The following is a 23,968-nucleotide window of genomic DNA, read 5'->3' as shown; positions in this document are numbered from 1 at the left end:
GCTTCTCCAGTTGATCAAGGGCGAGCAGGAGCAACGCGGCACCGCGAACGGTGGCTTGTCTCCCGGGCTTTTATCCCGCCGTGTAACCTCAACTGGAGGTCGCCAACTCTCGGACCAGCCACTCGCTTTCGGCGAGCCGGAACCCTAGTCGGCCATTGCAAATTGTGGTGCCGCGAACCTGTGATGAATCCTGCACGCAAGAGACAAAGCGAGAGTCGTGCCAAGTGGCTGCGATGCCCGGCGGTTCAGCCGGGCGGGCGGGAGAGGAGGGTGTAGAAGAGGGCATTGTGCGCCACGCGGGTGCGTTGGCGCACTGCTATGAGGCGCTTACAGCTGGAACTTGCTGACCAGCACGTTGAACGAAGTGGCCAGGCGTGACAGGTCCTGGCTGGAGGCGTTGGTCTGGTGCGCGCCGGCGGCGGTCTGGGTCGACAGGTCCTGGATGTTGAGCAGGTTGCGGTCGACTTCGCGGGCCACCTGGGCCTGCTCCTCGGAAGCCGAGGCGATCACCAGGTTGCGCTCGTTGATCATCGCCACACTCGCGGTAATCCGCTGCAGCGCGTCGCCGGCGTTCTGCGCCAGGGCCTGGGTGTTGTTGGCCCAGGTCAGGCTTTTGTTCATCGCGGCCACCGCGTCATCGGCGCCGACTTGCACTTCGCCAATCATCTTTTCGATGTCCACGGTCGAGGTCTGGGTGCGATGGGCCAACGCGCGGACCTCATCGGCGACCACCGCAAAACCGCGACCTTGTTCACCCGCGCGGGCGGCCTCGATGGCGGCATTCAGGGCCAGCAGGTTGGTCTGGTCGGCGATGCCGCGGATCACATCGATGACCTTGCCAATCTCGCGCACCTGGCCTGCGAGGTCGGCCACCGATTGGGTGGAGTCGTTGATCTCGTCGACCATCGATGACATCCCGGACACGGCCTGCTCGACCTGCTGGCGGCCATCTTCCGCCTCGGTGGTGGCCTGGCGCGAGGCTTCTGACGTCGACACCGCGTTGCTGGCCACCTCGTCGACTGCCGTCGTCATCTGATTCACGGCGGTGGCGGCTTGCTGGATTTCGTCGTTCTGGCGCGTCAGGCCACGGCTGCTTTCGTCGGTGACCGCGCTCAGTTCCTCGGCAGCCGAGGCGAGCTGGTCGGCGGCGTTGGCGATTTCCACCAGGGTGCTTTTCAGGCCACCCTGCATATCGGCGATTGCCATCAGCAGTTGCCCGGCTTCGTCGGTGCGCTCGGTGAGGATGGCTTGGGTCAGGTCGCCCTTGGCAATGCGTTGTGCACTTTCTACCGCCTGGGCGATGGGACGGGTGATCAGCCGCGTGATCAGCACGCCAATGATGATCGCAATGATAAAGGCCAGCACGATGCCGGCGATCATCCAGGTCAGCGCACTGCTGCGCAGTTCATCGGCGGCGACGGCGCCTTCCTGGATCTGGCGGTTGTTGGAGTCGATCATCACGCGGATCAAGTCGCGGGCCTGGCGGAACAGTTCATTGTTGCTGCTGTTGAGCTGCGCGCGGGCCTGGTCGACCTGGCCGCCATCGAGCATGGCGATGATGCGTTCGGAGTTGCTGACATAGGTCGGCCAGAGCTGGTCGAGCTTGTCGCCTGCTGCGCGTTCGTCATCTTCCAGCGGCGTGGCGCGGTAGGTAGCGTAGGCGGCCTGGCTGCGCTTGAGTTCGTTGCTGATGTCATCGCGCACGCGGTTGCGGTCCTGCGCGGCGACGTCACCCTTGCTGGCGTCCAGCAGGCGGTACAAACCACGGTTATGCGCCACCAGGCCATTAAGGGTGGCGGCCGTGTTGCTGACGGACACCAGGTTATTGGAGAACGTCAGCTCCAGCGCGCTCGCCAGTCGCACGACGCCTTTGATCCCCAGCAGGCCGACCCCGAGGGTGACCAGCGCGCACAGTAGAAATGACAGCAGCAGCTTGGTGGAAATTTTCATGGCTCGAATCCGCAGATGTTGGCGAAGGGCGCACACTAGAGCCTTCCTGGCATTGTGCGATGTCATAGTGACATCATCGCAATCGACAAAGTTTCGAGCCAGATAAATTTACTGAATCGTTAAAGCTTCAAGCAGACTAAACACGCTCTCCCCATGCAGCCATACGGCCCTTCAAGCCCCCGGCATTGATGTATCAAGTTGTTACCAGAACGCACCAGATTCTGTTTTTGATGTCAGATATTTCGTCATTCGTTGAAAGATGAATGCCGCCCTCCAGCGTCGCTGGAGGAGCTCTTCCGCGGTCCAGGAGGCCGCCATGTATCGACGATTGCTACTCAGTGCGTTACTCGGTCTTACGCTTTCTGCGTGTGTCCCTTACTACGATGGAGGCCAGAGCTATTACCGCTCCGAGGTCTACACCGCACCGGCGCCGGTGTATTACTACGGCGGTGGCCCGACGTACCAATACCGTCGTGACTACTACCCCGCACCGCGTTACTACGCCCCTCCACCGCGTTATTACTCGGCACCGCGCTATTACGCGCCGGCGCCTCGCTACTACCCGGCAGGCCCGAGGGCGGGCTACCGACCTTACCCGAACCAGGGCTGGGGTGATCATGGCGGTAATGGCGGGCATGGACGTGGAGGTGATCACGGCGGCGGCCGTGGCGGTCACCGTTGATCGATCAAATACGCAAACGGCGCAGGAAGCGCCGTTTTTTTATGCCTGTAAACCCTCAGTAATCCGACAGATCCGCCAGCGGGTGCCGGCCTTCCCAGGCCTTGGTGAAATGCGCCTGCACCACGGCGTCCGGGACCGTATTGATGTCCGGCCAATGCCAGTGGGGTGTCTGGTCCTTGTCGATCAACCGCGCCCGTACCCCTTCGCTGAACTCCGGATGACGGCAGCAATTGAGGCTCAGGGTGTATTCCATCTGGAACACCTCGGCCAGGGACAGGTGGCGGGCCCGCTGGATCTGTTCCCACACCAGGTGCGCGGTCAGCGGGCAGCCTTCGCTCAATGTCTTGCCGGCGCGATTGAACAGTGGGTCCGCGTGGTCACGCAGCGGGCTCAAGGCGCGCCAGGCGCTGCGCACATCACCGACGTCCAGCCATTCGTCGATCTGTGCCCGGCGCGGCAGCCATTGCGCCTCGGGTTGCTGGGCCACGGCTTCCTGGGCCAGGGCCTTGAACAGGCTGTTGAGCTGTATCGCGGTCTGTTCCTGCCAGTTCAGTTGCAGCAAGCCATCGAGCAACTCGTCTTGTTGATCGTCGCGCAGGAAACGGTCGGCCAGGCCCAGGTCGAGGGCATCACGACCATTGATGTGCGCGCCGGTGAGGCCCAGGAACAGGCCAAGTTTGCCCGGCAGGCGCGACAGGAACCAGCTGGCGCCCACGTCCGGGTACAGGCCGATGCTGATCTCGGGCATGGCCAGGCGACTGCTCGGCGTGACAATCCGTATGGCCGCGCTTTGCAGCAGGCCCATGCCGCCGCCCAGCACGTAACCGTGGCCCCAGCAGATCAGCGGCTTAGGGTAAGTGTGCAAGCGGTAGTCGAGGCGGTATTCCGCCGCGAAGAATTGCGCAGCCAGGGCCGGCACTTCTCCTGGATGTTCACGGGAGGCCTGGGCCAGGCTGCGCACTTCGCCACCGGCGCAAAAAGCCTTGGGGCCGTTGCCGCGCAGCAGTACGCAGACGATGTTCGGGTCTTTGGCCCAGGCATCCAGGCGGTCGGCCAGGGCCAGGATCATTGGTAGGGAGAGGGCGTTGAGGGACTTTTCAGCGTCCAGGCTGGCGATGCCGATGCGGGCGCCGCCACTGCCGGTCAGTTCTTCGAAGTGCAGATTCATCGTGACCTCAATCGAGAAGGTGAAGGATCAGTATGATCGCTTCGTGGGAAAGTGCCGGTGGTGTGTCAGATCAATTGACAAGCAGGGCCGGCTTTCCTAGGGTTCGCCTCATTCTTTTCTACAAGACATTTCAACTATGACCGAAGGCGACCGTATCAAACTCGAACCCAGCTGGAAACACGCCCTGCGTGATGAGTTCGATAAGCCCTACATGGGCCAGTTGCGCGAGTTCCTGCGCCAGGAACATGCCGCCGGCAAAGAGATCTACCCGCCCGGTCCGCTGATCTTCAATGCGCTTAACTCAACGCCGCTGGACAAGGTCAAGGTAGTGATCCTCGGCCAGGACCCGTACCACGGCCCCGGCCAGGCCCACGGTTTGTGCTTCTCGGTGCAGCCGGGCGTGCCGACGCCACCGTCGCTGGTCAATATCTACAAAGAGCTCAAGCGCGACCTGAACATCGACATCCCCAACCACGGCTGCCTGCAGAGCTGGGCCGACCAGGGCGTGTTGCTGCTCAACACCACCATGACCGTGGAACGTGCCAACGCCAATGCCCATGCCGGCAAGGGCTGGCAGTTCTTTACCGATCGGATTATCGAAGTGGTCAGCGAACACCAGCCGCACCTGGTGTTCCTGCTGTGGGGCGCGCATGCCCAGGGCAAGCAGAAGCTGGTCGATGCCACCAAGCATTTGGTGCTGACGTCGGTGCACCCGTCGCCGTTGTCGGCGTATCGCGGATTCCTAGGCTGCGGGCATTTCAGCCGCACCAACAAGTTTCTTCAGCAAAACGGAGAAACCCCCATTGATTGGGCGCTACCACCGGTCTGACTGGAACGCCCTACCTGTTATTTCCGACAGTATCGGATAGGTCGTTTTGCGCATTTAATAATCTCCTTGGCCTTGTCGATCTGGCGAACACCAGAACGGTAGTCAATGGTCGATCATCGATTGATTGCTCAAGGAGATTAAACATGTCCGAGTCGAATCTGCCCACTGACGCCCAGCCCGTTGACCCGCGGCAGCCGGCTGGCGATAAGCGCCCCCCGCGCAAACGTTCCGAGTCGATCATGAGCCTGGACAACCCCATCCCGAGCCAGGCACTGCCGTTGCTGTGGGATGAGGCGGCGTACACCCTGCCAGTGAGCCTGCAGGACCAGGATTTGCTGGTGACGATCGAGAGGGTCTGGCCGGTCCATCATTCCAATTTCGAAGTTAACACGTTGGTGGAGTACCTCTGGCAGGGGCAGGTCGAACATACGTACACGATCCCGGGGCCGTACGACCCCGACGTGGTGTTTCCATTGACTCAGGCATTACCCGCTCACATCCTGTCTACCGGGGGCATTCGGCGTTTGAATTATCGAGTCAGCTCGGTGTTTGTGCCGCTGACTGAATCCTTCCCGACGTTTATCAATGTCGACAAGACTGCGCCCAATTTCAATAACCCCGGCCTGCCGCTGGAGTTTGAGGACGAGGTCCTGGTTGAAGTGACAGATGACTATCTGGTCAGCAATGGCGGGGTGCCTGCCATCGTACCGCGGTGGCTGGATATTCGGACTGAAGATGTCGTCAGGTATTACTGGGGCGAATTTCCCGACGTCAACCTGGTGGGTGTCGTTGTTATCGAGCGGTCGCATGTTGAAGGTGCGCCTATCGAGTTCACTTTTCCCGAGGCATTTGTACGTACCAGCGGCCCGGGGCAACGTTTTGCTTCCTACACCCTGACTGATCGAGCCGGTAGGGTGGGGCCGTTTTCCGAGCCGGTGACGCTGAACGTGTCACTGGCAACGCTGCCCGACCTGCCGCGGCCGTTGGTGCCCTTGGCCGAGGCGGATGGTTTGATCAACCTGGAGGACGTGCGCCAAGATGTCACCGTGTCGATTCCACAGATCACCGACGCAGCCCCTGGGGACCGAATTTTTCCGTTCTGGAACACCCATGCCCTTGCACCGATTACCATCGGCGCGGTGCAGCAGTGGCCCATTCCAGTGCCGGTGCCCTGGCCGATTCTGGCTGACGGCGGCTTCGACAATACTTACCCGGTACGGGTGCGCTATCTGTACCGGCGGGGTACGGCGTCGAAGAACTCTCCCGACAGCTTCTACCTGGTCGACCTTTCGGTTGCAGGCGTTTCGCCCATTGGTCCTGACCCGATCAATCCCGGTTTGGAGAGGGTCACCGTAAAAGGCCGTTCTGGGGATAATGTCGTTACGGCTGTCGATGAGCCGGGGCCAGTCCCCGTGGAGGTTCCCCTGTTTTTTAACCCTGTCGTGGGTGAGAGGCTGGAGTTGTATTGGGGCAATGATGGCACTTATGCCGGCGAGTATGTGGTGCAGCCAGGCGATGTTGCAGGGCAGTTGGTCACGATACAGGTGCCCTGGACAGTGGTGTCGACCGGCTCCAATCCAGCGCTTGAGGTCTACTACTGGACTGACAATGGCGTCAATCGTCAACGCAGCCCGTTCACGCCGGTACGGGTGGAGTTCGATACGTTGATTGGCTTGCAGCGGCCTCGGTTGCTCAATGACAGTCCCCGCGACTTTGTGGCCTGCGGCACCACTCCGGAGCCTTGGGAGGGGGTGTTCCTGGGAATAGACTGGAACTCGCAGCATTTCGAGGTCGGCGACACGGTTCGGCTGTATTGGAAAAGCTACCCGAGCAAAAATGGCAGTGGGGAACATTTTGATGTCACGGATGTGTGGTTCGATCACCGACTGACGAGTGATGATCGTGACATCGGTGTGGCGCAAATCCAGATCCTGCCCTTCAATCCGTTGATTACCCTTCCAGGTCTCGTGGCCGAATGGGGGTCTGCAGTTGTTTCTTACCGACTGTACAAGGCCACGGGGCCTACAGGGCTATCGTTGAGGAAGCTGATTTACATCGATCTGAAACGGCCGGGTGGGGGCACCTGCCTGGGACCGTCGAGTAAAATGTGACCCGTGCAAGCAATGATAAAGAAGAGGGCGCAAGCCCTCTTTTTTTACTTTGATTTTCGACCAATGGCGCAGCGCTATTGGCGATGAGGGACTTCCAAGTGGCAAGACTATGTCGGGTTAGATTTTATGTTACTAGTCGATGATGTTTGCGCATGAGTAAGTTATTAAAAACACCCCATCGCAGGTTGTTATCTTCAAGCACACTTTTTCATATTGTGCATCTGTCAGATTTGACAGGCTGTGCCTCGAAGTTAAAAGGCGTTTAATTAATCTGTCCTTGGTTCAATTGCATTGGGCGAGCACAGTCCTTAACCTTTCGAGTACATACCGATGGCAAACTCAAATAACCAAACCCCACCCATTCAGCCGACGGATGCTCTATTGAAACGACATCCGCGAGGTTATTCGCCGGGTGGGGTGTATGTTGTCGACGACTTGCGCGTCGTCAATGCGCTCCCTGATATCCCCGGTGGGCAGCCTAACTTGATGCGGGTGGCCACGCTTTATCAACAGGGTGTCCAGTGTGAGATTGATAGCTGGACCGATACCTTTCCGCTTCCGATTGGCGACCCGGATAATTTGCAGCTCTACATTAATGGAGCGCCCTACGGCGCGCGTATTCCCTTTACGAAACCGTTGTCCGCGCATACGTGGCCTTATACATTTTCGATTCCGGAACAGGACATTGGCGAGCACGGCGAGAAAAGGCTGAGTTATGAGGTGTTTGTGGCGACGGGCGGCACTGAGCGTTCGGGCAATACGCGAGTGACGATCGACCGCCTCGATCCCAACGCCCGAATCATCCCCGAAGCTATTGGCCTACCCGCCTGGGTGGTGGGCGGTTTAATCACACTGGAGGGCTTGGCGGAGCACAATAATGAACTTGAGTTGACCGTCCCCGGCCGCCTTGACCCCCAAGAGGGTGACTTGACGATGGTGGACTGGGGGTTCCCTACCCCGAGTCCCATTTTCAGTTCGGCTGTAAACAGAACCACCGCACCGTTTATTCTTACGTTGACCACCGCTCAGATTGTGGCGCGAGGCGCCGGCATGAAATATCTTGCCTACCGATACACGGACCGTGCTGGCAACAACACTTCTTGGCCGCCGGAACTGACGCAAGTGACGGTAGTGACGGAGCCCTTCCCAGCCAACCTGCAACCCCCCCGCATTCCAGAAGCGCCTCTTGACCTCACCGATGTGCAACTGGGAAGGGCGGAAGTCTTTATCGATGGCTATGACAATGCCCAAGTGGGTGATGATATCCAGATTGACTTCAACGGCCTGGTGATCACCTATACCTTGCCGTCAGTGTCCTGGCCGCAGAGGGTCCCCATCCCGTGGGATATCCTCAGGGACGCGGGTGGGCTGGACGCTCCCTATCAGGCAGACGTCCGTTACCGGGTGGTTCGTGCGGGGGGCACTTCGCCCTATTCAACCACCATCACGGTGGATGTGGACCTGACCTCGGCGGGTGGGATTCCTGAAGACCCAGGTCCTGTCAATCCTAACCTGGCCCTGATCGAGATAGAGTCTTCGCAAGGCCTGATCAACGAGATCGGGCCGGGAGACACGGGTGACGCTACCGCACGCTTTGCTGTCTACCCCGGAGCGCGCGCTGGGCACAGGATTCAGATCTTCTGGAAAGGCATACCGGCCCTCATGCCGCTCTACACCGTGACATTGGCGGACGAGAGCGCCGCAGAGTTCGTAATTACCGTTCCGGCCAACGTGATTGCCCAGGGCGGTAACGGCGAAAATCTACCGGTGTGGTACGAGCTCAATAACGGGGTCAATGGCAACATTATCTCCTCGTTGGAGACGCCGGTTGATGTGTTTGCCAGCCAACTCATCGATCTTGCGCCCATCGTATTTCCTGATGCGCTACCTGCAGGCGGAGGATTATTCGTCATCTCCTGCGACCAGGGTGTCACCGATGGCATCAGAACGAAGATCCTCGACCCTGAGAACCTGCGTACCGGTGATAAGGTCACTCTGGTGTGGGTGGTCTACGGTCCTGATGATCTCACTTCCACGATCATCACGGTTGAACATGCCTTTGATCCAGTCACGGTCACGGGGGATCACAACGTGCCGGGGCACCCAGGCGAGCTTCGTACCGTGCCTTTCCCGGTGTTTATCCAACCCGTTACGCAAGGCCGTATCGAAGCCTACTATCGAGTTCTCAAGGCTGATGGCGTAACACAGGGAGAGTCCGACCCCACAGTGGTGTATTTAACTCGTCGTAGAGGCGATGGGACTGTCTGCGGATAATCCATTGCTCGCTGTTTGAAATGCACGAACCGGTGAGGGTTGCCTCACCGGTTCGTGTGTTTTTATCACCCCGCCCTAGTTTCCTTTCTATCAAGTCTCCTTTACTGGTGCGTGATTAGGATAAGTCCTACGCGCTCTTGGATTCGGCTGACATGCATCGCCCTCTTCGTTCCGTACTCTCTGCGCCTCTGAAAGCCTGAGTCGATGGTCCTGTAATCGATTGGCTTGCTCAGTCATCCGAGTAGAGGTACTACCCTTGAGTAACAAAACGTCTTTTCCTTTATCACGACTCGCCACTGCAATTAAGGTCATGGCGGTCATACCGTTTTCCCTGGTCGCCACACAAGCCTTGGCTGTGGATATTCATCCTGGTCAGAACGTGGTTATCGATGAGAGCTCGCAGCGTGACCGCTATCAAGTCACCGATGCCACTTTGACCGCCGACGGCGCGGATATCGTGAGCGTTACGGCCTACGGCTCGACGTTCAACATGACCGGTGGGCAAGTGAAAACGACCCTCGACGGTGAGGTGGGTGTTGCCCTCTACGGCAGCCAAGCCAACATTGACGGGGCGTATATTTCCAGTGCCGGCAGCGCTGGCATGATTGTGGGTTCCCTGAGCACCCAAGGCTCCAGCGTCCAGGTCAGCAACAGCCTGATTGAAGGTGCGACCGACGGCATCCTGCTCAACGGTTCCAGCACCTTGACGCTGGACCACACCAATGTCTATGGCGGCACGACGGGTTTGTCGTCGTATGACGGCCAACTGACGGCCAACAACAGCCTCATTGTCGGGGGCACCAACGGCATTGTGGCCTACCGCCTGCCGACTCAGGACAACCCCTCCGTATTGACCTTCAATCACACCGACGTGGTGGGTGAAACGGGCGCGGCGATCCTGGTGGACTACCCGGGGGGGACCCAGATCAACGTCGCCAACGGCTCTACCCTGGTGGGCGGCAACGGCAATATGCTGGAACTGACCAACGGCGGCTCCGCTGACATGCGCGTCAGTAGCACGGCCCTCAGCGGCAATATTCAAGTCGGCACGTCGAGTGTGCTGGACTTGAGCCTGGACCGCGCGATCATGAATGGCGACGTGATCAACAACGGCGGCACGGCCAGCGTTGGCCTCGACAACGGCTCGATCCTGACCGGCCGCCTGGAAAGTGTCGATAAGCTGGCCATCAACAATGACGCGACGTGGGTGATGGTCGACAACCAGCAACTGGGCGACCTGTCGCTGAGCGGCGGTAACGTCAAGTTCGGTGACACCGGGACGTTCTACCAACTGGATGTGAACAACCTGTCGGGCAACGGCACCTTCCACATGAGTGCGGATTTCTCCACGTTGACCGGCGACTTCCTCAACGTTACCGGTACTTCGTCGGGTGACCACAAGCTGTTGATTTCCAGCAGCGGCGCCGACCCATTGCGCGATGACCGTCTGCACGTGGTGCATACCGCCGATGGCGGCGCGAGGTTCAGCCTGTTGGGCGATCGTGTGGATGTGGGCACCTACTCCTACAGCCTGATCGACGATAACGAGAGCAAGGACTGGTACCTCGACCCGGACAGCAAAGTCATCAGCCCGAGCACCAACTCCGTGCTGGCGTTGTTCAACGCCGCGCCGACCGTGTTGCTGGGGGAGATGACCACCCTGCGCACCCGTATGGGCGAGTTGCGCTTCAGCGACGGCAAATCCGCAGGCCTGTGGACCCGCGCCTATGGCAACAAATACGAGGTGTCCAACGACACGACCGGCCTGGGTTACAACCAGACGCAACGTGGTTTCACCCTGGGTGCCGATGTACCGGTAGAGGGTGGCGACGGACAGTGGTTGATCGGTGCCATGGCCGGTCACAGCAGCTCGGACCTGGATCTGAACCGCGGCAGCAGTGCCACCATCAACAGCTACTATGTGGGTGGCTACGCCACTTGGATGGATGCCGAGAGCGGCTTTTACTTCGACGGTGTGCTCAAATTCAACCGCCTGCACAACGAGTCCAAGGTGGCCATGAGCGACGGCAAGAAAGCCAAGGGCAATTACACGCAAAACGCGGTAGGTGCATCGGCGGAAGTCGGCCGGCACATCAAGCTGGACGATGATTTCTTCGTCGAGCCTTACGGCAAGGTGGACGCGGTGATTACCCAGGCCCAGAGCTACACGCTGGACAATGGCCTGGATGCCAAGGGGGATCGTTCGAGCACGGTGATTGCCGAATTGGGCACCACGGTGGGGCGCAATATCCAGCTGGAAAGCGGCAGTGTGCTGCAACCGTACCTGAAGGCTGCGGTAGCCCATGAGTTCGACCAGAGCAACAAGGTGTTCGTTAACGATAATGCCTTCAACAACGACCTGTCCGGCTCGCGCTTCAAGGTCGGCGCGGGTGTGGCAATGTCGGTATCGCAGAACCTGAAGCTGCATGCGGACCTGGAGCACAGCGTCGGCAAGAATATCAAGCAGCCTTATGGGGTGAACGTGGGGTTGCGGTACGATTTCTAAGTCGGTAAATGCAGGGTTTGGTGGCAGTTCAAACTGTGCCGGTAATAAAAAATGCCCCCGTTCGAAAGAACGGGGGCATTTTTTATGGCTTAAAGGCTGACGATAATGACATTGTTATTTCCGGAGTTGGCAACGTACGCCACCCCGCCATCAGAGCTGATAACAATTTCTTTTGGACGATCCAGCGGGTGGGTGGTGGTATTGATTTCTCCAGTGATGAGTCGGGTTGTCGTATCGATGATTTTTATCGAGTTGTCTGCATGCAGGCACATATAGGCTTTATCGCCGTTTGGTGCGAATGCTATTCCCCAAGGCTGGGGAAGGCTCTCGATCTTCTTGATAAGAGAGGGCGGGGTGGTCGTTGCAGAAAGTATATTCAGGGTGCCATTGGTAGGCGTCCAAAGGGTTGTCACGTAGAGGACTTCTTCAGTAGGGCTATAGGCAATACCTCTGGATTCTACAGATCCGTTGAAGTAACTGCCTAAAAGCGTGCCGTTAGATTGATTGAACTCACTTACATAGTTACCCGTTGTGTAAACTCGACTGCCAGAACGGTTGGTTGTAATCGCACTTGTATAATAGTAGTTGCCGGTGAGATATCTCACGGCTGTATTAGTTGAGGTGTCGATTTCTTGTGTAAAGTTGTAGTAATCATTGCCTACATATAGACGTGAACCTGTAGGGTTCAGGCGCAATGCTGAAGTATTAGCATATCCACTAATGGTTTTGATTGTCTGGAAGTTATCAGTCTCAATGAAAAGCGTCACACCCAAGGCATCGGTGACATACAAGGTTTGGCCGTTCGGATGAATGGCTATGCCGCGAGGTGCCGATGTAAGCGAGATCGTGTGTGTCACTTTTCGTGTAGCGGTATCGATGACAGAAACCGTTTTACTGCCAAAGTTGGCCACATAGAGTGTCGAATTGTCAGAACTCAGCGCAAGGTGGTTGGGCGTGTTGCCCACCGCGATTGCCCCTTCAACCACTCCCGATGCCTTCTTCACCCTGTACGCCGGCGAAAGTGTCAACGGCATAGCCGAAGACTTGTAGCCGGTGCCATCCAGCGACACCAGCACCTGGGCTCTGAGCGTGTCACCTTCGTGCAGGCTTCGCAGGTAACTGGCCGGTATCGGTGCCCGGATGCGTTTGTCCGTGAACTCCTCGTTGCTGACCGGCACTGCGATCCGTAAGTCCAGATTACTGCTGCTGAACAGGTCGATCCAAACCGCCTGGCCCTGGCGCATGAACGGCCATCCTTGTACCAGCACGGTGTAGGACTTGCCGGTCTCCACCTGGTTGCCCACCGCTTCTGGAATGGTCACCAGGTCCAGTTCCTGCGGCGCCAATGCTTCGATTTTCAGCGTCAGGTCATCGGACTTGCTGGTCTTGCCGATTTCAATCACGTTGTAAAACACCGTGCATTCCCCACCCAGGTACGCGCCGACAAAGTCGCTGGGCACGGTAAAGCTGGTGTAGTTTCCGCCGGGTTCGGGCCGCGCCGGTTTAATCGGGATATCCGGCGAGCCGACCCCCGGTTTGCCGATGATGTACACCTTGATATCCGCACTCGGTGGCAGCGTGTCAGTGATCACGCGGATGGTCACGATTTCTGGGCGCGGCGGCAGCACGTGCAGTGGGTTGAGCGTGGCGATACCGGTGCCTGTCACCGTGGCCTCGACGACTGTCGGCGCGCGCAGCAGCAGCCTGGAACCGACCCCCATGTTCACCGGCTGCGAGAAGCGCGTCAGCGTGTTATCGCGTTCGCGGGTGTAGTAGATGCGCATGCTCTGGCCCAGGTTGGGCGTAATGAAACGGCGCTCAAGTGTGAAGGGCAGGTCGCGGCCGACCCAGAAACTCTGGATAGGGAAGCGTTTCGGTGGCTGGGTACCGCCGGGCGCAGTGCCTTCGCAGTGCAGGACGACGGTATCGCCGACGTGGAAGTCGGGATTGCTCTTGACCAGGATCTGGGCATCGTCGAGTGACACGGCCGGGTCGAATTGATACAGCGGTGGGGGCGCTTCTTCTACCAATGGTTCGGGCAACGAGGCGACCGGGTTGCCGACGTTGAACGTCGCATCCAGCGAGGTGCGGCTGCCCTGGGCGTTGGTTACCTTATAGAGGACCCGCAACGTGCCCCCTTCCAGTTTGGCGATGTCGCCGTTGGGGCCGTTGTTGAGTCGGAACAGGATAGCGCCGGTGCCCGCCGGCTTGTCGATTTCCCGGTAGTAGCGACTGCCATTGGCGTAGGTGCCGTCGAGGATCAGGGTAACCAGGTCGAACGGATCCCGACCGTCATACGCCAGCACTTCGACGTTGACAGCCAGCAGTTGGGGGTCGATCACCTCCCCATTGGCTTCGATCACGATGGGCGCACGTAGGCCGGTTTCGATGGGCGTACCGATCACCTGCACGATGCTGCTTTCGGATGGCCGGTTCGGCACGCCGCTGCGCACGCGTTCGTAGGACAGCTGGAAGCGTCCTCCGATCAGCTTGCGCAAGTCTTCGTTAGGGCAAGGGATGATGACAAAGCTGGGAGCTGGCAGGGGCGGGGAATCATACGTGGTGGTAATGAGGTTTCCGCTGACCGTACGACCCACGACGGTGGCTCGCACGATGTCACCGGCCATGAAGTTCGGAGGCGGAGTGGATACAAAGATGCTCGCATTCGCGCCATTGAGTCCATCGTGGTTGAGCGTGCCCGTGGGTGCTTCCAGGACAAACGCCGCCGGCAGCAAGGGCTCGGCGCCATCGTTGAGACGGACATTGAGCAACTGGGGCGGCGACCATCCTTGAGAGGCGTTGCCCACTTCATCGATGACCTCGTATTCGCACACATGCGAACCGCTGCCGACTTGCTGCCAGAACCCGTAATAAAGTGTGACGGTGATATCGCCACGGCCAGCCGCCTGGGCGTCGGAGAGGGGCGGAATGGGTGCAAATGCCCCGCCAATGCTCAGGCGAATACGGTCGCGTGCTGCGCGGTAAGTGTTGGCGGGCTGGCCGTCATCGACCGGGTAGAACCTGAATGTAACAGGCACGCCGTGCTGCGCATCGGCATCGGTCACGCCGAAATCAACGATTGCCTGTGGAAATATCGGCATGGGCAGGTTTTCATTCTGCAGGGTGCTGGCAATCGGATTACGGCCAGCAGGCGAGACGGTATCGACCTTCAATCTTAACCGAGTGGTTTCTTCGGAGCCCCCTCCAATGAACTTGGCCCTCATGAACACCGGGGTGACCGTGCCGTCGATCAGACGTGAACGAGGGATATAGAGCGGAATTGCCCGGCTTTTTGCGACATCATCACTGGTCACGTTGTAGATAGCGGCCGGCACGAGCGTGTCAACGCAAAACAACTCGATGAAATCGCCCTCAGCCATATCCAGATAAGGCAAGAGAATGCATAACAGACCCGCCTCACGGTGCACTTCCAGTGCCGCTTTGTTGATGCCGCCATCAAAGCCTTGAACACCGGATGTCAGCCCCGGAATGTATAAGGGCAGGCCTGAAAACGGCACTCTGGCGAAGTCTGCCGGGGTCAGCACGTCTTGAGTTGACTGGGGGGGAGCGAAGTATTGGGGGAGCAGGTGTTGGGGGGCGGACAGGTCCACATCCAGCTCGTCTTCATCGTCGGCATTCGCAGGTGCTGGAGTCACGGCAGGAAGGTGGGTGGATTGCAGGTCGGTACTAAGATCAATATCAAGACTCATGATAGCTAATCCTTTGTCATGCACGAGGGATACGACTGGAATGTCGATTGCGCATTCGTCGTTTCAGCAACTTAGCGCCGTCCCAGGCAGCGCGGATAGCTGTGAGAAATGACAGTGCCGACCAATGGTCAGTGGCCCAGAACGAGCCCTTGAAACAGGAGGGTTATGGCTGCCGGTTCCAGTGCCGGAAGAGTGGCTCCGCCAGGAACAGCACAAACAACAAGCGCATCACCTGCATCGCCGTCACCAACGGCACTGACAGTTGCAGGGTCTCGGCCGTGAGGCTCATCTCGGCAATCCCGCCGGGCATCATGCCCAGGGTCAGCGAGCGAAGGTCCAGATGGGTGAGGGCACTCAAGCCCACTGCCGCCAACGTTGCCAGCGCCATGGTCAAGGCCGTGCCGATCAAGGTGCGGCCCATGAACGACGGCGCTCGACGGAAGAACTGCCGATTGAAGTGACAGCCCAACCCGCTGCCGATCAACCACTGGCCGATCTGGCTGCCGCCGTCGGGCAGGCCGATATGCAGGTCCCACACCACGCTGGCCGTCGCACTGACCAGCAACGGGCCGAACAGCCACGGGTTTGGCTGGCGCAAGCGTTGCCATCCCCAGGCTACCAACGCCCCGAGCGGAAACAACAACGCCAGCCATGCCCAACTGACCGGTGCCGGATGAAACTGCGGCGCGCCGCCTTCAAGCAGGTACTTGAAGATTGCCGGCACGCACAGCACCACCACCAACACGCGCAAACTCTGCCCCGCCGCGACCCGGCTGAGCACCGCACCATTGCGCGCGCCGAGGTTGACCATCTCTCCGGAGCCGCCCGGCATGCTCGAGAAAAACGCGGTGGCGCGGTCTTCGCCACTGCGGCGCATCAACCACACGCCGACGATGCTCGACAGGCTGGTGATCAGAGCCCCGAAGAAAATCAGGCCGAAGTGGCTCATCACCTGCTCGATCACCACCGGGGTGAAGTGCAGGCCGATGCCGATGCCCACCACCCATTGGCCGCATTTGCGTCCGCCGGGAATCTCCGCCAACTGCCACGGCGTGAGGCAACGCACGAGGATGATCGCCAGTAACGAGCCGACCATGTACGGCAACGGCCAGCCAACCAGGCTGGCCAGGTAACCGCCGGCCAGGCCGACCAGCGGTGTTCCCCACCAATGTTTAAAGGTGACCTCAGACATCGGCCACGGCACGACGCTGCAGGGCACGTTTGCGGTAGATGCGCACCAGTGGGAAGGCCAGCATCAGCGCCGTCAGCACCCACACACCGAAGGTGATCGGGCTCGACCAGAGGATATCCAGCGCACCGTTGGAGATCGACAGCGCGCGGCGCAGGTTCTGCTCCATCAGGCCACCGAGGATAAAGCCCAGCAGTACCGGCGACAGCGGGAAGTCCAGCTTGCGCAGGATGTAGCCGAAGATGCCGATGCCGACCATCAGGAACAGGTCGAAGGTGGTGGCGTGGACCGCGTACACACCAATCGCGGTGATGATCGCGATCACCGGTACCAGCGCCCAGTTCGGCACGGCGAGGATGCGCGTGAAAATGCGGATCATCGGGATGTTGAGGATCACCAGCATGATGTTGGCGATGAACAACGAGGCGATCAGGCCCCAGACGATGTCCGGTTGCTGTTGGAACAGCAGCGGGCCCGGCGTGATGTTGTAGAGCGACAAGGCGCCGATCATCACCGCCGTGGTGCCCGAACCCGGTACACCCAGGGTCAGCATCGGCACCAGCGCGCCGCAGGCGGAAGCGCCGATCGCGGTTTCCGGGGCGGCCAGGCCGCGCATGTCGCCCTGCCCAAACTTGCCGCTGGCACCGGCCAGGCGTTTCTCGGTCATGTAGGCCACGGCCGAGGCCAAGGTCGCGCCGGCACCTGGCAGTACGCCCATGATGAAACCGAGCAGGCCGCAACGGATGTTCACTACAAACACCGCAGACGCTTCCTTCAGGTTGAACATCATCCGTCCGGTGGCCTTGACCGCTTCCTGGCCACGGTGGGTTTTTTCCAGCAGCAACAGGATCTCGCTGATGGAGAACAAGCCCAGTACCAGTACGACGAACTGGATGCCGTCGGTCAGGTGGATGTTATCGCCGGTAAAACGGTAGACGCCGCTGTTGGCATCAATGCCCACCGCCGAGAGAAACAGGCCGATCAGCGCCGCGACGAAGGTTTTCAGCGGTTTGTCGCCGGCCATGCCGCCCAGGCAGACAATCGCGAACACCATCAGCACGAAATATTCCGCCGGACCGAAGGCAATCGCCCATTTGGCCAGCAGCGGTGCAAACAGCACCATGCCGCAGGTGGCGATAAACGCGCCGATGAACGAACTCCATGCCGACAGCGACAGTGCCACACCGGCCAGGCCTTTGCGGGCCATCGGGTAGCCGTCGAGGGTGGTCATCACGGTGGACGCCTCGCCCGGGATGTTCAGCAGGATCGAGCTGATACGGCCGCCGTATTCGCAGCCCAGGTACACGGCGGCGAGCAGGATCAGCGCCGATTCCGGCGGCAGGCCCAGCGCGAAAGCGATCGGGATCAACAATGCCACGCCGTTGATCGGGCCCAAGCCCGGCAGCAGGCCGACCACGGTGCCGATCAAGGTGCCGCACAGCGCGGTCACCAGGTTGTAGGGGGACAGCGCAACGCCGAAGCCCTGGCCCAAATAGCCAAAAGTATCCATGTCAGTTCTCCAGAACGTCGAGCAGGCCGAGGGGCAGCGGAACATCCATGGCTTTATCGAACAGCAGATAAAGACCAATGGCCATCAGGCTGACGATCACCACGCTGGGCAACCAGCGGCCGCCATACAGGCGCGCCATGGGGATGCCGATCAGCATGCTGCTGAGGATGAAACCCAGTGGTTCGAAGGTGCCGGCAAACACAATCAGCAGGGCCACGCAGACGCCGATCTTGATCAGGGTCTGGCGGTCCAGCGCGGGTTCTTCCTCGGTGTGCTTGGTCGGCTGTGGGCGAAACAGCATGTAGATCAGCCCCAGGCTCATCAGCCCGAGCATCAACAGCGGGTAGGCGCGAGGGCCGACCGGCTCGTAGGAAAATGCCGCCTGATACGGCCAGGCCATCAAGGCGAGGCCGGCACAGACCAGCAACATCACCGAGGCGAAAATGCGTTGTAAGAGCATAGGAAACTCCTGGGCCACTTTTGCAGGCGCGACACTGCTCGCGAAAAATGCACGGACGCCGCGTGTGTCCAGGCAGCACGCGTCGTCGTAACGTTTTCCGCGGGCAAGCCCGCTCCCACAGAGGGGCGATTACTGGATCAGGCCGAACTCTTTGGCCAGCACTTTGTAGTCAGCCACCTGCTTCTTCACGTAGGTGTCCAGCTCCGGGCCGGTCATGGCGAACGGGAACAGCTCGCGCTGGTCACGCAGCTTGGCGAACTCGTCGGAGGCCAGCAGTTTGTCGAAGGCATCTTTCCACCAGGCGTAGTCGGCATCGCTGACTTTCGGCCCGAGGTAGAAGCCACGCACCACCGGCCAGACGATGTCGTAGCCTTGCTCCTTGGCGGTCGGAATATTCTTCATTTCCGGCTCGTCCAGGCGCTGTTCGGAGAACACTGCGAGCAGGCGCATATCACCGCTGAGAATGTGCGGCATGGAGTCGGAGATGTCGGTACTGCCGACCTGGATATGCCCACCGAGCAGCGCGGTGGCGATTTCACCGCCGCCCTCGAGGGCCACATAACGCAGCTCACGCGGGTTGATCCCGGCGGCCTTGGCGATCAGCGCGGTTTGCATCCAGTCCTGGCTGCCGACGGTGCCGCCGGAGCCGATCACGACGCTGCCCGGATCTTTCTTCAGGGCTTTGACCAGATCGTCGAGGGTCTTGTAGGGCGAGTCGGCTTTCACCGCGATGGCCCCGTAGCTGGTGCCGACCGCTGCCAGCCAGCGCACGGCGCTCTCATCGAAGCGACCGAACTTGCCCTGGGCCAGGTTCAGCAGCGAGCCACTGGACCAGGCTACCAGGGTGCCGGCGTCCGCCGGGCGCTGCGCGACCACCGCGTTGTAGGCCACCGCGCCCACGCCGCCAGGCATGTAGGTCACGCGCATCGGCTTGCTCAGCAGCTTTTCATTGACCAGCGCGCTTTGCGCCAGTTTGCAGGTCAGGTCAAAACCGCCGCCCGGGGAGGCCGGCGCGATGCATTCCGGGCGCTTGGGCTCGTCGGCGGCCAGCAGTTGGCCGGCGAACAGCATGCAGCCGGCGGCGAGGGCCAATTTACGCAGTGAAGGGGTCATGATGATCTCCGTCTTTGTTGTTATGAGTTGTTACTACCAAAGCGCGACGCTATAGCTGACCAGCAGGCGCATTTCATCCGCGTCACGGGCTGAATAGTTGGAACGATAAGTCGCGTTGCGCAGGCGCACCGATACATCCTTGAACGTGCCGCTTTGCACCACGTAGCGGATCTCGCTGTTGCGTTCCCACTCCTTGCCGGTCTCGCCGTTCTTGAGCTTGATGTTGTCACCCGAGAGGTAACGGCTCATGAAGCTCAGGCCGGGAATCCCCAGTTTGGCGAAGTCGTAGTCGTAACGCGCTTGCCAGGAGCGCTCTTCAGCGCCGGCGAAATCGTTGATCTGCACGAAGTTGACCAGGTACGGATCGCTGCCATCCACATACGGGAAAGCACTGTCACCGGACATGTGCTGATAACCGGCGCTGAGCTTATGACCATTGAGCGCATAGCTGAACAGGCCGTTGAGGGATTGGTTGTCGATCTTGCCGCCACGGGCACTGCCGGTGTCATCGCTGATCGCCAGGCGCAGGTCGGTGGCGAAGGTCCCGGGCCCCATCGGGCGCGCAGCGACCAGGCCGAGGAAGTGCTGGCGGTAGACATCATCGAGTTGGGCGAAGTGATAGCTGCCGGTGATCTTGTCGGCGAACTTGTAGTCGGCACCGCCAAAGTTGAAGTGCTTGCCGGTGGCGCCGCTGAGGAAGCGGCTGTTCTTGTTGTTGAGGGCGATGTCCTCGTAGTTGGTGTCGTCGCGGTCCTTGGCCTTGTCGAGCCGGCCTGCGGTGAACACCAGGTTCTTGAATTCCTTGGAGGTCAGCAGGCCGCCGTTGAAGGTCTGCGGCAGGATGCGCCCGTCGTTGGGCTTGAGGATCGGCAGTTCGGGGATCAGCGCCCCGATCTTCAACTCGGTGGCAGAGATTTTCACTTTGCCGGTCAGGCCCAGCTTGGAGTACTCGTTGGCGGCGCGGCCATCGTCATGGGTCGGCAGCAGGCCGGTGCCGGTGCGGTCGGGGCTGGAGTCGAGCTTGACCCCGAGCATGCCCAACGCATCCACGCCAAAGCCGACGGTGCCGTCGGTGTAGCCCGATTGCAGGTTGAGCATGAACCCCTGGGCCCATTCGTCGCGCTTGGATTGCTGCGCACTTGTGCCGTCGCGAAAGTCGCGGTTGAAGTACATGTTGCGGGTTTCCAGGGTCGCGCTGCTGTCTTCGAAGAAGGCAGCCTGGCTGAGCGGCGCAAAGCCGGCTAGGGCAGCGGCACTGGCAAGGGCGGTGTGGGTCAGGCGAGAAGAACGAACAGGCGGGCAAGCCTGGGGCTGTGTCGACAGCATCGTTGGGTACTCCGTTATTGTTCTTATTTTGGCGAAAACGCTTCGAGGCGTTTTTCGGGCGCTACGGATCAGGTAGCTCGATGGGCATGACCCACCGTGGCTGGATGCTAAAGGGCGAAGCTTTCACTAACCTTTCAGTTGTCTTTCAATGTTTTCGGGCTTCACAGGCCAGGCGGCGCCTGTAAACTGCCCCGCAAAGCGTGGCGTCGGCCATGCCCGAACGAGGTAGAAGTCCATGCGTGTCCTCCTGGTTGAAGACCATCTGCAGCTCGCTGAAAGCGTCGCCCAGGCGCTCAAGAGCACGGGTTTGACTGTCGATGTGTTGCACGATGGCGTGGCCGCGGACCTGGCCTTGAGCAGCGAGGAATACGCGGCGGCGATCCTCGACGTGGGCCTGCCGCGCATGGACGGATTCGAAGTGCTGGCGCGGTTGCGCGCCCGTGGAAAAAACCTGCCGGTGTTGATGCTGACCGCGCGCAGCGATGTGAAAGACCGCGTGCATGGCCTGAACCTCGGCGCCGACGACTACCTGGCCAAGCCGTTCGAACTGACGGAGCTGGAGGCGCGGGTCAAGGCGCTGCTGCGGCGCAGCGTGCTGGGCGGCGAGCGCCAGCAGGCCTGTGGAGTGCTGGTCTATGACCTCGACACGCGCCGCTTCACGGTCGGCGGCGAGCTGATGACCCTGACCTCCCGTGAGCAAGCGGTGCTTGAAGCATTGATCGCGCGTCCAGGCCGCGTGATGAGCAAGGAGCAGCTCGCCTCGCAGGTGTTCGGCCTGGACGAAGAGGCGAGCCCGGATGCCATCGAAATCTACGTGCACCGCCTGCGCAAGAAACTCGACGGCCAGCCCATCGCCATTGTGACCTTTCGCGGTCTCGGCTACCTGCTGGAAGCGCGCGATGCATAAGCCCAGCAGCCTGCGCTGGCGGCTGCTGTGGAACCTGGCGCTGTTGCTGGTGCTGCTGATGCTGGCCAGCGGCATGAGCGCTTACTGGAATGGCCGCGAGGCCGCCGATACCGCCTATGACCGCACCCTGCTGGCCTCGGCCCGCACCATCGCCGCGGGCCTGACCCAGGTGGACGGCACCCTCAGTGCCAATGTGCCTTACGTGGCCCTGGACACGTTCGCCTATGACAGCGCCGGGCGCATTTATTACCAGGTCAATGACATCGACCAAAAACTGATCTCCGGCTACGAAAACCTGCCCGGCCCGCCGCCCGGCACGCCGCGCACCGATGATTACCCGGCACTGGCGCGCTTCTATGACGCCGTGTATCTGGGCCAGCCGGTGCGGGTGGTCAGCCTGCTCAAGGCAGTGTCCGAACCGAACATGAACGGCATGGCGGAAATCCGCGTGGCCGAAACCGATGAAGCGCGCGTGAGCATGGCCCGCAGCCTGATGGCCGACACCTTGCTGCGCCTGGGCATGCTCGCCATCGGCGCCTTGTTGCTGGTGTGGTTTGCCGTCAGTGCGGCACTGCGCCCGCTGGAGCGCCTGCGCACGGCGGTGGAAGAGCGCCAGCCCGACGATTTGCGGCCGCTGCCGTTGGTTGAGGTGCAACATGAGTTCGGCCCGCTGGTGCGGTCCCTCAACCACTTCACCGAGCGCCTGCGCGGCCAGTTCGAGCGCCAGGCGCAGTTCATTGCCGATGCGGCCCACGAACTGCGTACCCCGCTGGCGGCGCTCAAGGCACGGCTGGAGCTGGGCCTGCGCAGCGACGCCCCGGCCACCTGGCGCAGCACCCTGGAAACCGCGGCCCAGGGCACGGACCGCCTGACCCACCTGGCCAACCAATTGCTGTCCCTGGCGCGTATCGAGAACGGCGCGCGGGCGATTGCCGAAGGCGGCGCGCAGTTGCTCGACCTCAGCCAGCTCGCCCGTGAACTGGGCATGGCCATGGCGCCGCTGGCGCATGCACGCGGCGTGGCGCTGGCCTTGGAGGCCGACGAGCCGGTGTGGCTGCGCGGCGAGCCGACCCTGCTCAACGAGTTGCTGAGTAACCTGGTGGACAACGCCCTGGCGCACACGCCGCCCGGCGGCAACGTGATCCTGCGGGTGACGGCGCCGGCGGTGCTGGAAGTGGAGGATGATGGCCCAGGCATCCCGCTGGATGAGCGCGACCGGGTGTTCGAGCGCTTCTATCGACGCAGCCAGCAGGGCATGGGTTCAGGCCTGGGGCTGGCAATCGTCGGCGAAATCTGCCGCGCGCATCTGGCGCAGATCAGCCTGCATGATGGCGAGCTGGCGGGGTTGAAGGTGCGTGTGAGTTTTATCGCCGGCTGATCAATAGAACATCGAGCGCGCTTCATCCAGTTCCGCGCGCAAGCTGTCACTGTAAGGGTCGACCCGCAGCTTCTTGATCGCCGGCAGGGTGGACACCGGTACGCTCGCCAACGGGTGATCGGTGCCGCGATGGCAATACAGCACGGCGATCTGCACCAGGTCGATGTAGTCGAGGCTGGCGGAGTCGCGCTCCAGGTTCAAATATTGTCCCGGCAACTTCGCCAGCATTTCCGGGAAATCCCAGCCACCGAGCAGTTTGTCGCCAAGCAGTGGGTGGATGCTGTCGATCACGTGGTTGAGGCTGACCGGGTCCGAGAGCAGCTCGTAGTGGTCTTCGGCGTAGGTCAGGATCGGCAGCACGCCGATCTGGTGCACCAGGCCGCCGAGGGCTGCCTGGTCTGGCTTGAGCAGGCTGTGGCTGCGGCACAAGGCGTAACTCACGCCGGCCACTTCCAGGCTGCGGCGCCATACATCGCGCATCTTCTGTTCGACGGCTTCGGAGCGGGCGTGGAAGATCTGTTCCATCACCAGGCCGATGGCCAGGTTGCTGCTGTAGTTGGTGCCCAGCCGCGTGATGGCGGTGTGCAGGTCAGTGACTTCCTGGGTCGCGCGCAACAGCGGGCTGTTCACCACTTTGATCAGGCGCGCCGACAGCGCGGTGTCACGACCGATTACCTTGCTCAAGTGGCTGATGCTGATGTCCGGGTCTTCGGCGGCCTGACGGATGTTCAGGGCGACTTCCGGCAATGTCGGCAGAACCAGGTCATCGTTGTCGATGGCCGTCACCAACGCCTGTTGGACTTTTTCCGCCAGCTTGTTCATTCATGATCTCTAGGGTGTTGCAAAAAGGTACGG

At 60.5% G+C, this 23,968-nt stretch carries 16 protein-coding genes and 1 riboswitch; of the genes, 7 read left to right on the top strand and 9 right to left on the bottom strand.

Annotated elements, in window-relative coordinates:
* Positions 1-57: 57 nt before the first annotated feature.
* Positions 58-159, bottom strand: a riboswitch (guanidine-I (ykkC/yxkD leader).
* Positions 160-327: 168 nt separating this feature from the next.
* Positions 328-1,950, bottom strand: coding sequence for a methyl-accepting chemotaxis protein (locus NTD80_RS13400; protein ID WP_262133982.1), 1,623 nt, complete (start codon positions 1,948-1,950; stop codon positions 328-330).
* Between the two features lie 316 nt (positions 1,951-2,266).
* On the opposite strand from NTD80_RS13400, the gene NTD80_RS13395 reads away from it, so the two are divergent.
* Positions 2,267-2,632 (top strand): hypothetical protein, encoded by a 366-nt coding sequence (locus NTD80_RS13395; protein ID WP_083221300.1) that lies wholly within the window; start codon positions 2,267-2,269, stop codon positions 2,630-2,632.
* A gap of 55 nt (positions 2,633-2,687) precedes the next feature.
* Here the strand turns inward: NTD80_RS13395 and NTD80_RS13390 are convergent, their stop codons facing one another.
* On the bottom strand, positions 2,688-3,800 hold the full coding sequence (locus NTD80_RS13390) for an enoyl-CoA hydratase/isomerase family protein (RefSeq protein WP_262133980.1): 1,113 nt from the start codon (positions 3,798-3,800) through the stop codon (positions 2,688-2,690).
* A gap of 136 nt (positions 3,801-3,936) precedes the next feature.
* Here NTD80_RS13390 and ung point away from each other — a divergent pair, with 136 nt between their 5' ends.
* From ung to NTD80_RS13370, 4 genes are all read left to right on the top strand, one after another.
* Complete coding sequence (gene ung / locus NTD80_RS13385; protein ID WP_262133978.1) at positions 3,937-4,629, top strand: uracil-DNA glycosylase; 693 nt, start codon at positions 3,937-3,939, stop codon at positions 4,627-4,629.
* A gap of 143 nt (positions 4,630-4,772) precedes the next feature.
* Positions 4,773-6,740, top strand: coding sequence for a hypothetical protein (locus NTD80_RS13380; protein WP_262133977.1), 1,968 nt, complete (start codon positions 4,773-4,775; stop codon positions 6,738-6,740).
* Between the two features lie 330 nt (positions 6,741-7,070).
* Entirely contained in the window at positions 7,071-9,014 is a 1,944-nt protein-coding gene (locus NTD80_RS13375) for a hypothetical protein (RefSeq protein ID WP_262133976.1), read from the top strand.
* A 310-nt stretch (positions 9,015-9,324) separates the two neighbouring features.
* Positions 9,325-11,520, top strand: coding sequence for an autotransporter outer membrane beta-barrel domain-containing protein (locus tag NTD80_RS13370; protein ID WP_262133975.1), 2,196 nt, complete (start codon positions 9,325-9,327; stop codon positions 11,518-11,520).
* A gap of 89 nt (positions 11,521-11,609) precedes the next feature.
* Here NTD80_RS13370 and NTD80_RS13365 read toward each other — a convergent pair whose 3' ends face one another.
* From NTD80_RS13365 to NTD80_RS13340, 6 genes are all read right to left on the bottom strand, one after another.
* Complete coding sequence (locus tag NTD80_RS13365) at positions 11,610-15,230, bottom strand: YncE family protein (protein WP_262133974.1); 3,621 nt, start codon at positions 15,228-15,230, stop codon at positions 11,610-11,612.
* A gap of 163 nt (positions 15,231-15,393) precedes the next feature.
* Positions 15,394-16,422, bottom strand: coding sequence for an AbrB family transcriptional regulator (locus tag NTD80_RS13360; RefSeq protein WP_262133973.1), 1,029 nt, complete (start codon positions 16,420-16,422; stop codon positions 15,394-15,396).
* On the bottom strand, positions 16,415-17,929 hold the full coding sequence (locus tag NTD80_RS13355) for a tripartite tricarboxylate transporter permease (RefSeq protein ID WP_065899413.1): 1,515 nt from the start codon (positions 17,927-17,929) through the stop codon (positions 16,415-16,417). Before NTD80_RS13355 ends, NTD80_RS13360 begins: the two co-directional genes overlap by 8 nt.
* 1 nt (position 17,930) lies before the next feature.
* The gene (locus tag NTD80_RS13350) at positions 17,931-18,389 is read right to left on the bottom strand and encodes a tripartite tricarboxylate transporter TctB family protein (RefSeq protein WP_065899412.1); all 459 of its coding nucleotides are present in this window, start codon (positions 18,387-18,389) and stop codon (positions 17,931-17,933) included.
* 129 nt (positions 18,390-18,518) lie between these two features.
* Positions 18,519-19,502, bottom strand: a complete 984-nt coding sequence (locus NTD80_RS13345; RefSeq protein ID WP_065899411.1) for a Bug family tripartite tricarboxylate transporter substrate binding protein — start codon at positions 19,500-19,502, stop codon at positions 18,519-18,521.
* Positions 19,503-19,535: 33 nt separating this feature from the next.
* The gene (locus NTD80_RS13340; RefSeq protein ID WP_065899410.1) at positions 19,536-20,828 is read right to left on the bottom strand and encodes an OprD family porin; all 1,293 of its coding nucleotides are present in this window, start codon (positions 20,826-20,828) and stop codon (positions 19,536-19,538) included.
* Between the two features lie 235 nt (positions 20,829-21,063).
* Here NTD80_RS13340 and NTD80_RS13335 point away from each other — a divergent pair, with 235 nt between their 5' ends.
* On the top strand, positions 21,064-21,735 hold the full coding sequence (locus tag NTD80_RS13335; RefSeq protein ID WP_010212220.1) for a response regulator: 672 nt from the start codon (positions 21,064-21,066) through the stop codon (positions 21,733-21,735).
* On the top strand, positions 21,728-23,113 hold the full coding sequence (locus tag NTD80_RS13330; protein ID WP_065899409.1) for a sensor histidine kinase: 1,386 nt from the start codon (positions 21,728-21,730) through the stop codon (positions 23,111-23,113). Before NTD80_RS13335 ends, NTD80_RS13330 begins: the two co-directional genes overlap by 8 nt.
* Here the strand turns inward: NTD80_RS13330 and NTD80_RS13325 are convergent, their stop codons facing one another.
* Complete coding sequence (locus tag NTD80_RS13325; protein WP_065899408.1) at positions 23,114-23,935, bottom strand: HDOD domain-containing protein; 822 nt, start codon at positions 23,933-23,935, stop codon at positions 23,114-23,116.
* Positions 23,936-23,968 lie beyond the last annotated feature (33 nt).

Source organism: Pseudomonas sp. 13B_2.1_Bac1, from assembly GCF_025466155.1.
In the GTDB taxonomy this organism is placed as follows: Bacteria; Pseudomonadota; Gammaproteobacteria; order Pseudomonadales; family Pseudomonadaceae; genus Aquipseudomonas; species Aquipseudomonas aylmerensis.
Note: the sequence above shows the minus strand (reverse complement) of the source record. Positions and strands in the feature narration are given on the sequence as shown.

Excerpts from the sequence above, each read along its gene's own strand:
- NTD80_RS13400 (WP_262133982.1), bottom strand. The coding sequence starts at position 1,950 with ATGAAAATTTCCACCAAGCTGCTGCTGTCATTTCTACTGTGCGCGCTG.
- NTD80_RS13395 (WP_083221300.1), top strand. The coding sequence starts at position 2,267 with ATGTATCGACGATTGCTACTCAGTGCGTTACTCGGTCTTACGCTTTCT.
- NTD80_RS13390 (WP_262133980.1), bottom strand. The coding sequence starts at position 3,800 with ATGAATCTGCACTTCGAAGAACTGACCGGCAGTGGCGGCGCCCGCATC.
- ung (WP_262133978.1), top strand. The coding sequence starts at position 3,937 with ATGACCGAAGGCGACCGTATCAAACTCGAACCCAGCTGGAAACACGCC.
- NTD80_RS13380 (WP_262133977.1), top strand. The coding sequence starts at position 4,773 with ATGTCCGAGTCGAATCTGCCCACTGACGCCCAGCCCGTTGACCCGCGG.
- NTD80_RS13375 (WP_262133976.1), top strand. The coding sequence starts at position 7,071 with ATGGCAAACTCAAATAACCAAACCCCACCCATTCAGCCGACGGATGCT.
- NTD80_RS13370 (WP_262133975.1), top strand. The coding sequence starts at position 9,325 with ATGGCGGTCATACCGTTTTCCCTGGTCGCCACACAAGCCTTGGCTGTG.
- NTD80_RS13365 (WP_262133974.1), bottom strand. The coding sequence starts at position 15,230 with ATGAGTCTTGATATTGATCTTAGTACCGACCTGCAATCCACCCACCTT.
- NTD80_RS13360 (WP_262133973.1), bottom strand. The coding sequence starts at position 16,422 with ATGTCTGAGGTCACCTTTAAACATTGGTGGGGAACACCGCTGGTCGGC.
- NTD80_RS13355 (WP_065899413.1), bottom strand. The coding sequence starts at position 17,929 with ATGGATACTTTTGGCTATTTGGGCCAGGGCTTCGGCGTTGCGCTGTCC.
- NTD80_RS13350 (WP_065899412.1), bottom strand. The coding sequence starts at position 18,389 with ATGCTCTTACAACGCATTTTCGCCTCGGTGATGTTGCTGGTCTGTGCC.
- NTD80_RS13345 (WP_065899411.1), bottom strand. The coding sequence starts at position 19,502 with ATGACCCCTTCACTGCGTAAATTGGCCCTCGCCGCCGGCTGCATGCTG.
- NTD80_RS13340 (WP_065899410.1), bottom strand. The coding sequence starts at position 20,828 with ATGCTGTCGACACAGCCCCAGGCTTGCCCGCCTGTTCGTTCTTCTCGC.
- NTD80_RS13335 (WP_010212220.1), top strand. The coding sequence starts at position 21,064 with ATGCGTGTCCTCCTGGTTGAAGACCATCTGCAGCTCGCTGAAAGCGTC.
- NTD80_RS13330 (WP_065899409.1), top strand. The coding sequence starts at position 21,728 with ATGCATAAGCCCAGCAGCCTGCGCTGGCGGCTGCTGTGGAACCTGGCG.
- NTD80_RS13325 (WP_065899408.1), bottom strand. The coding sequence starts at position 23,935 with ATGAACAAGCTGGCGGAAAAAGTCCAACAGGCGTTGGTGACGGCCATC.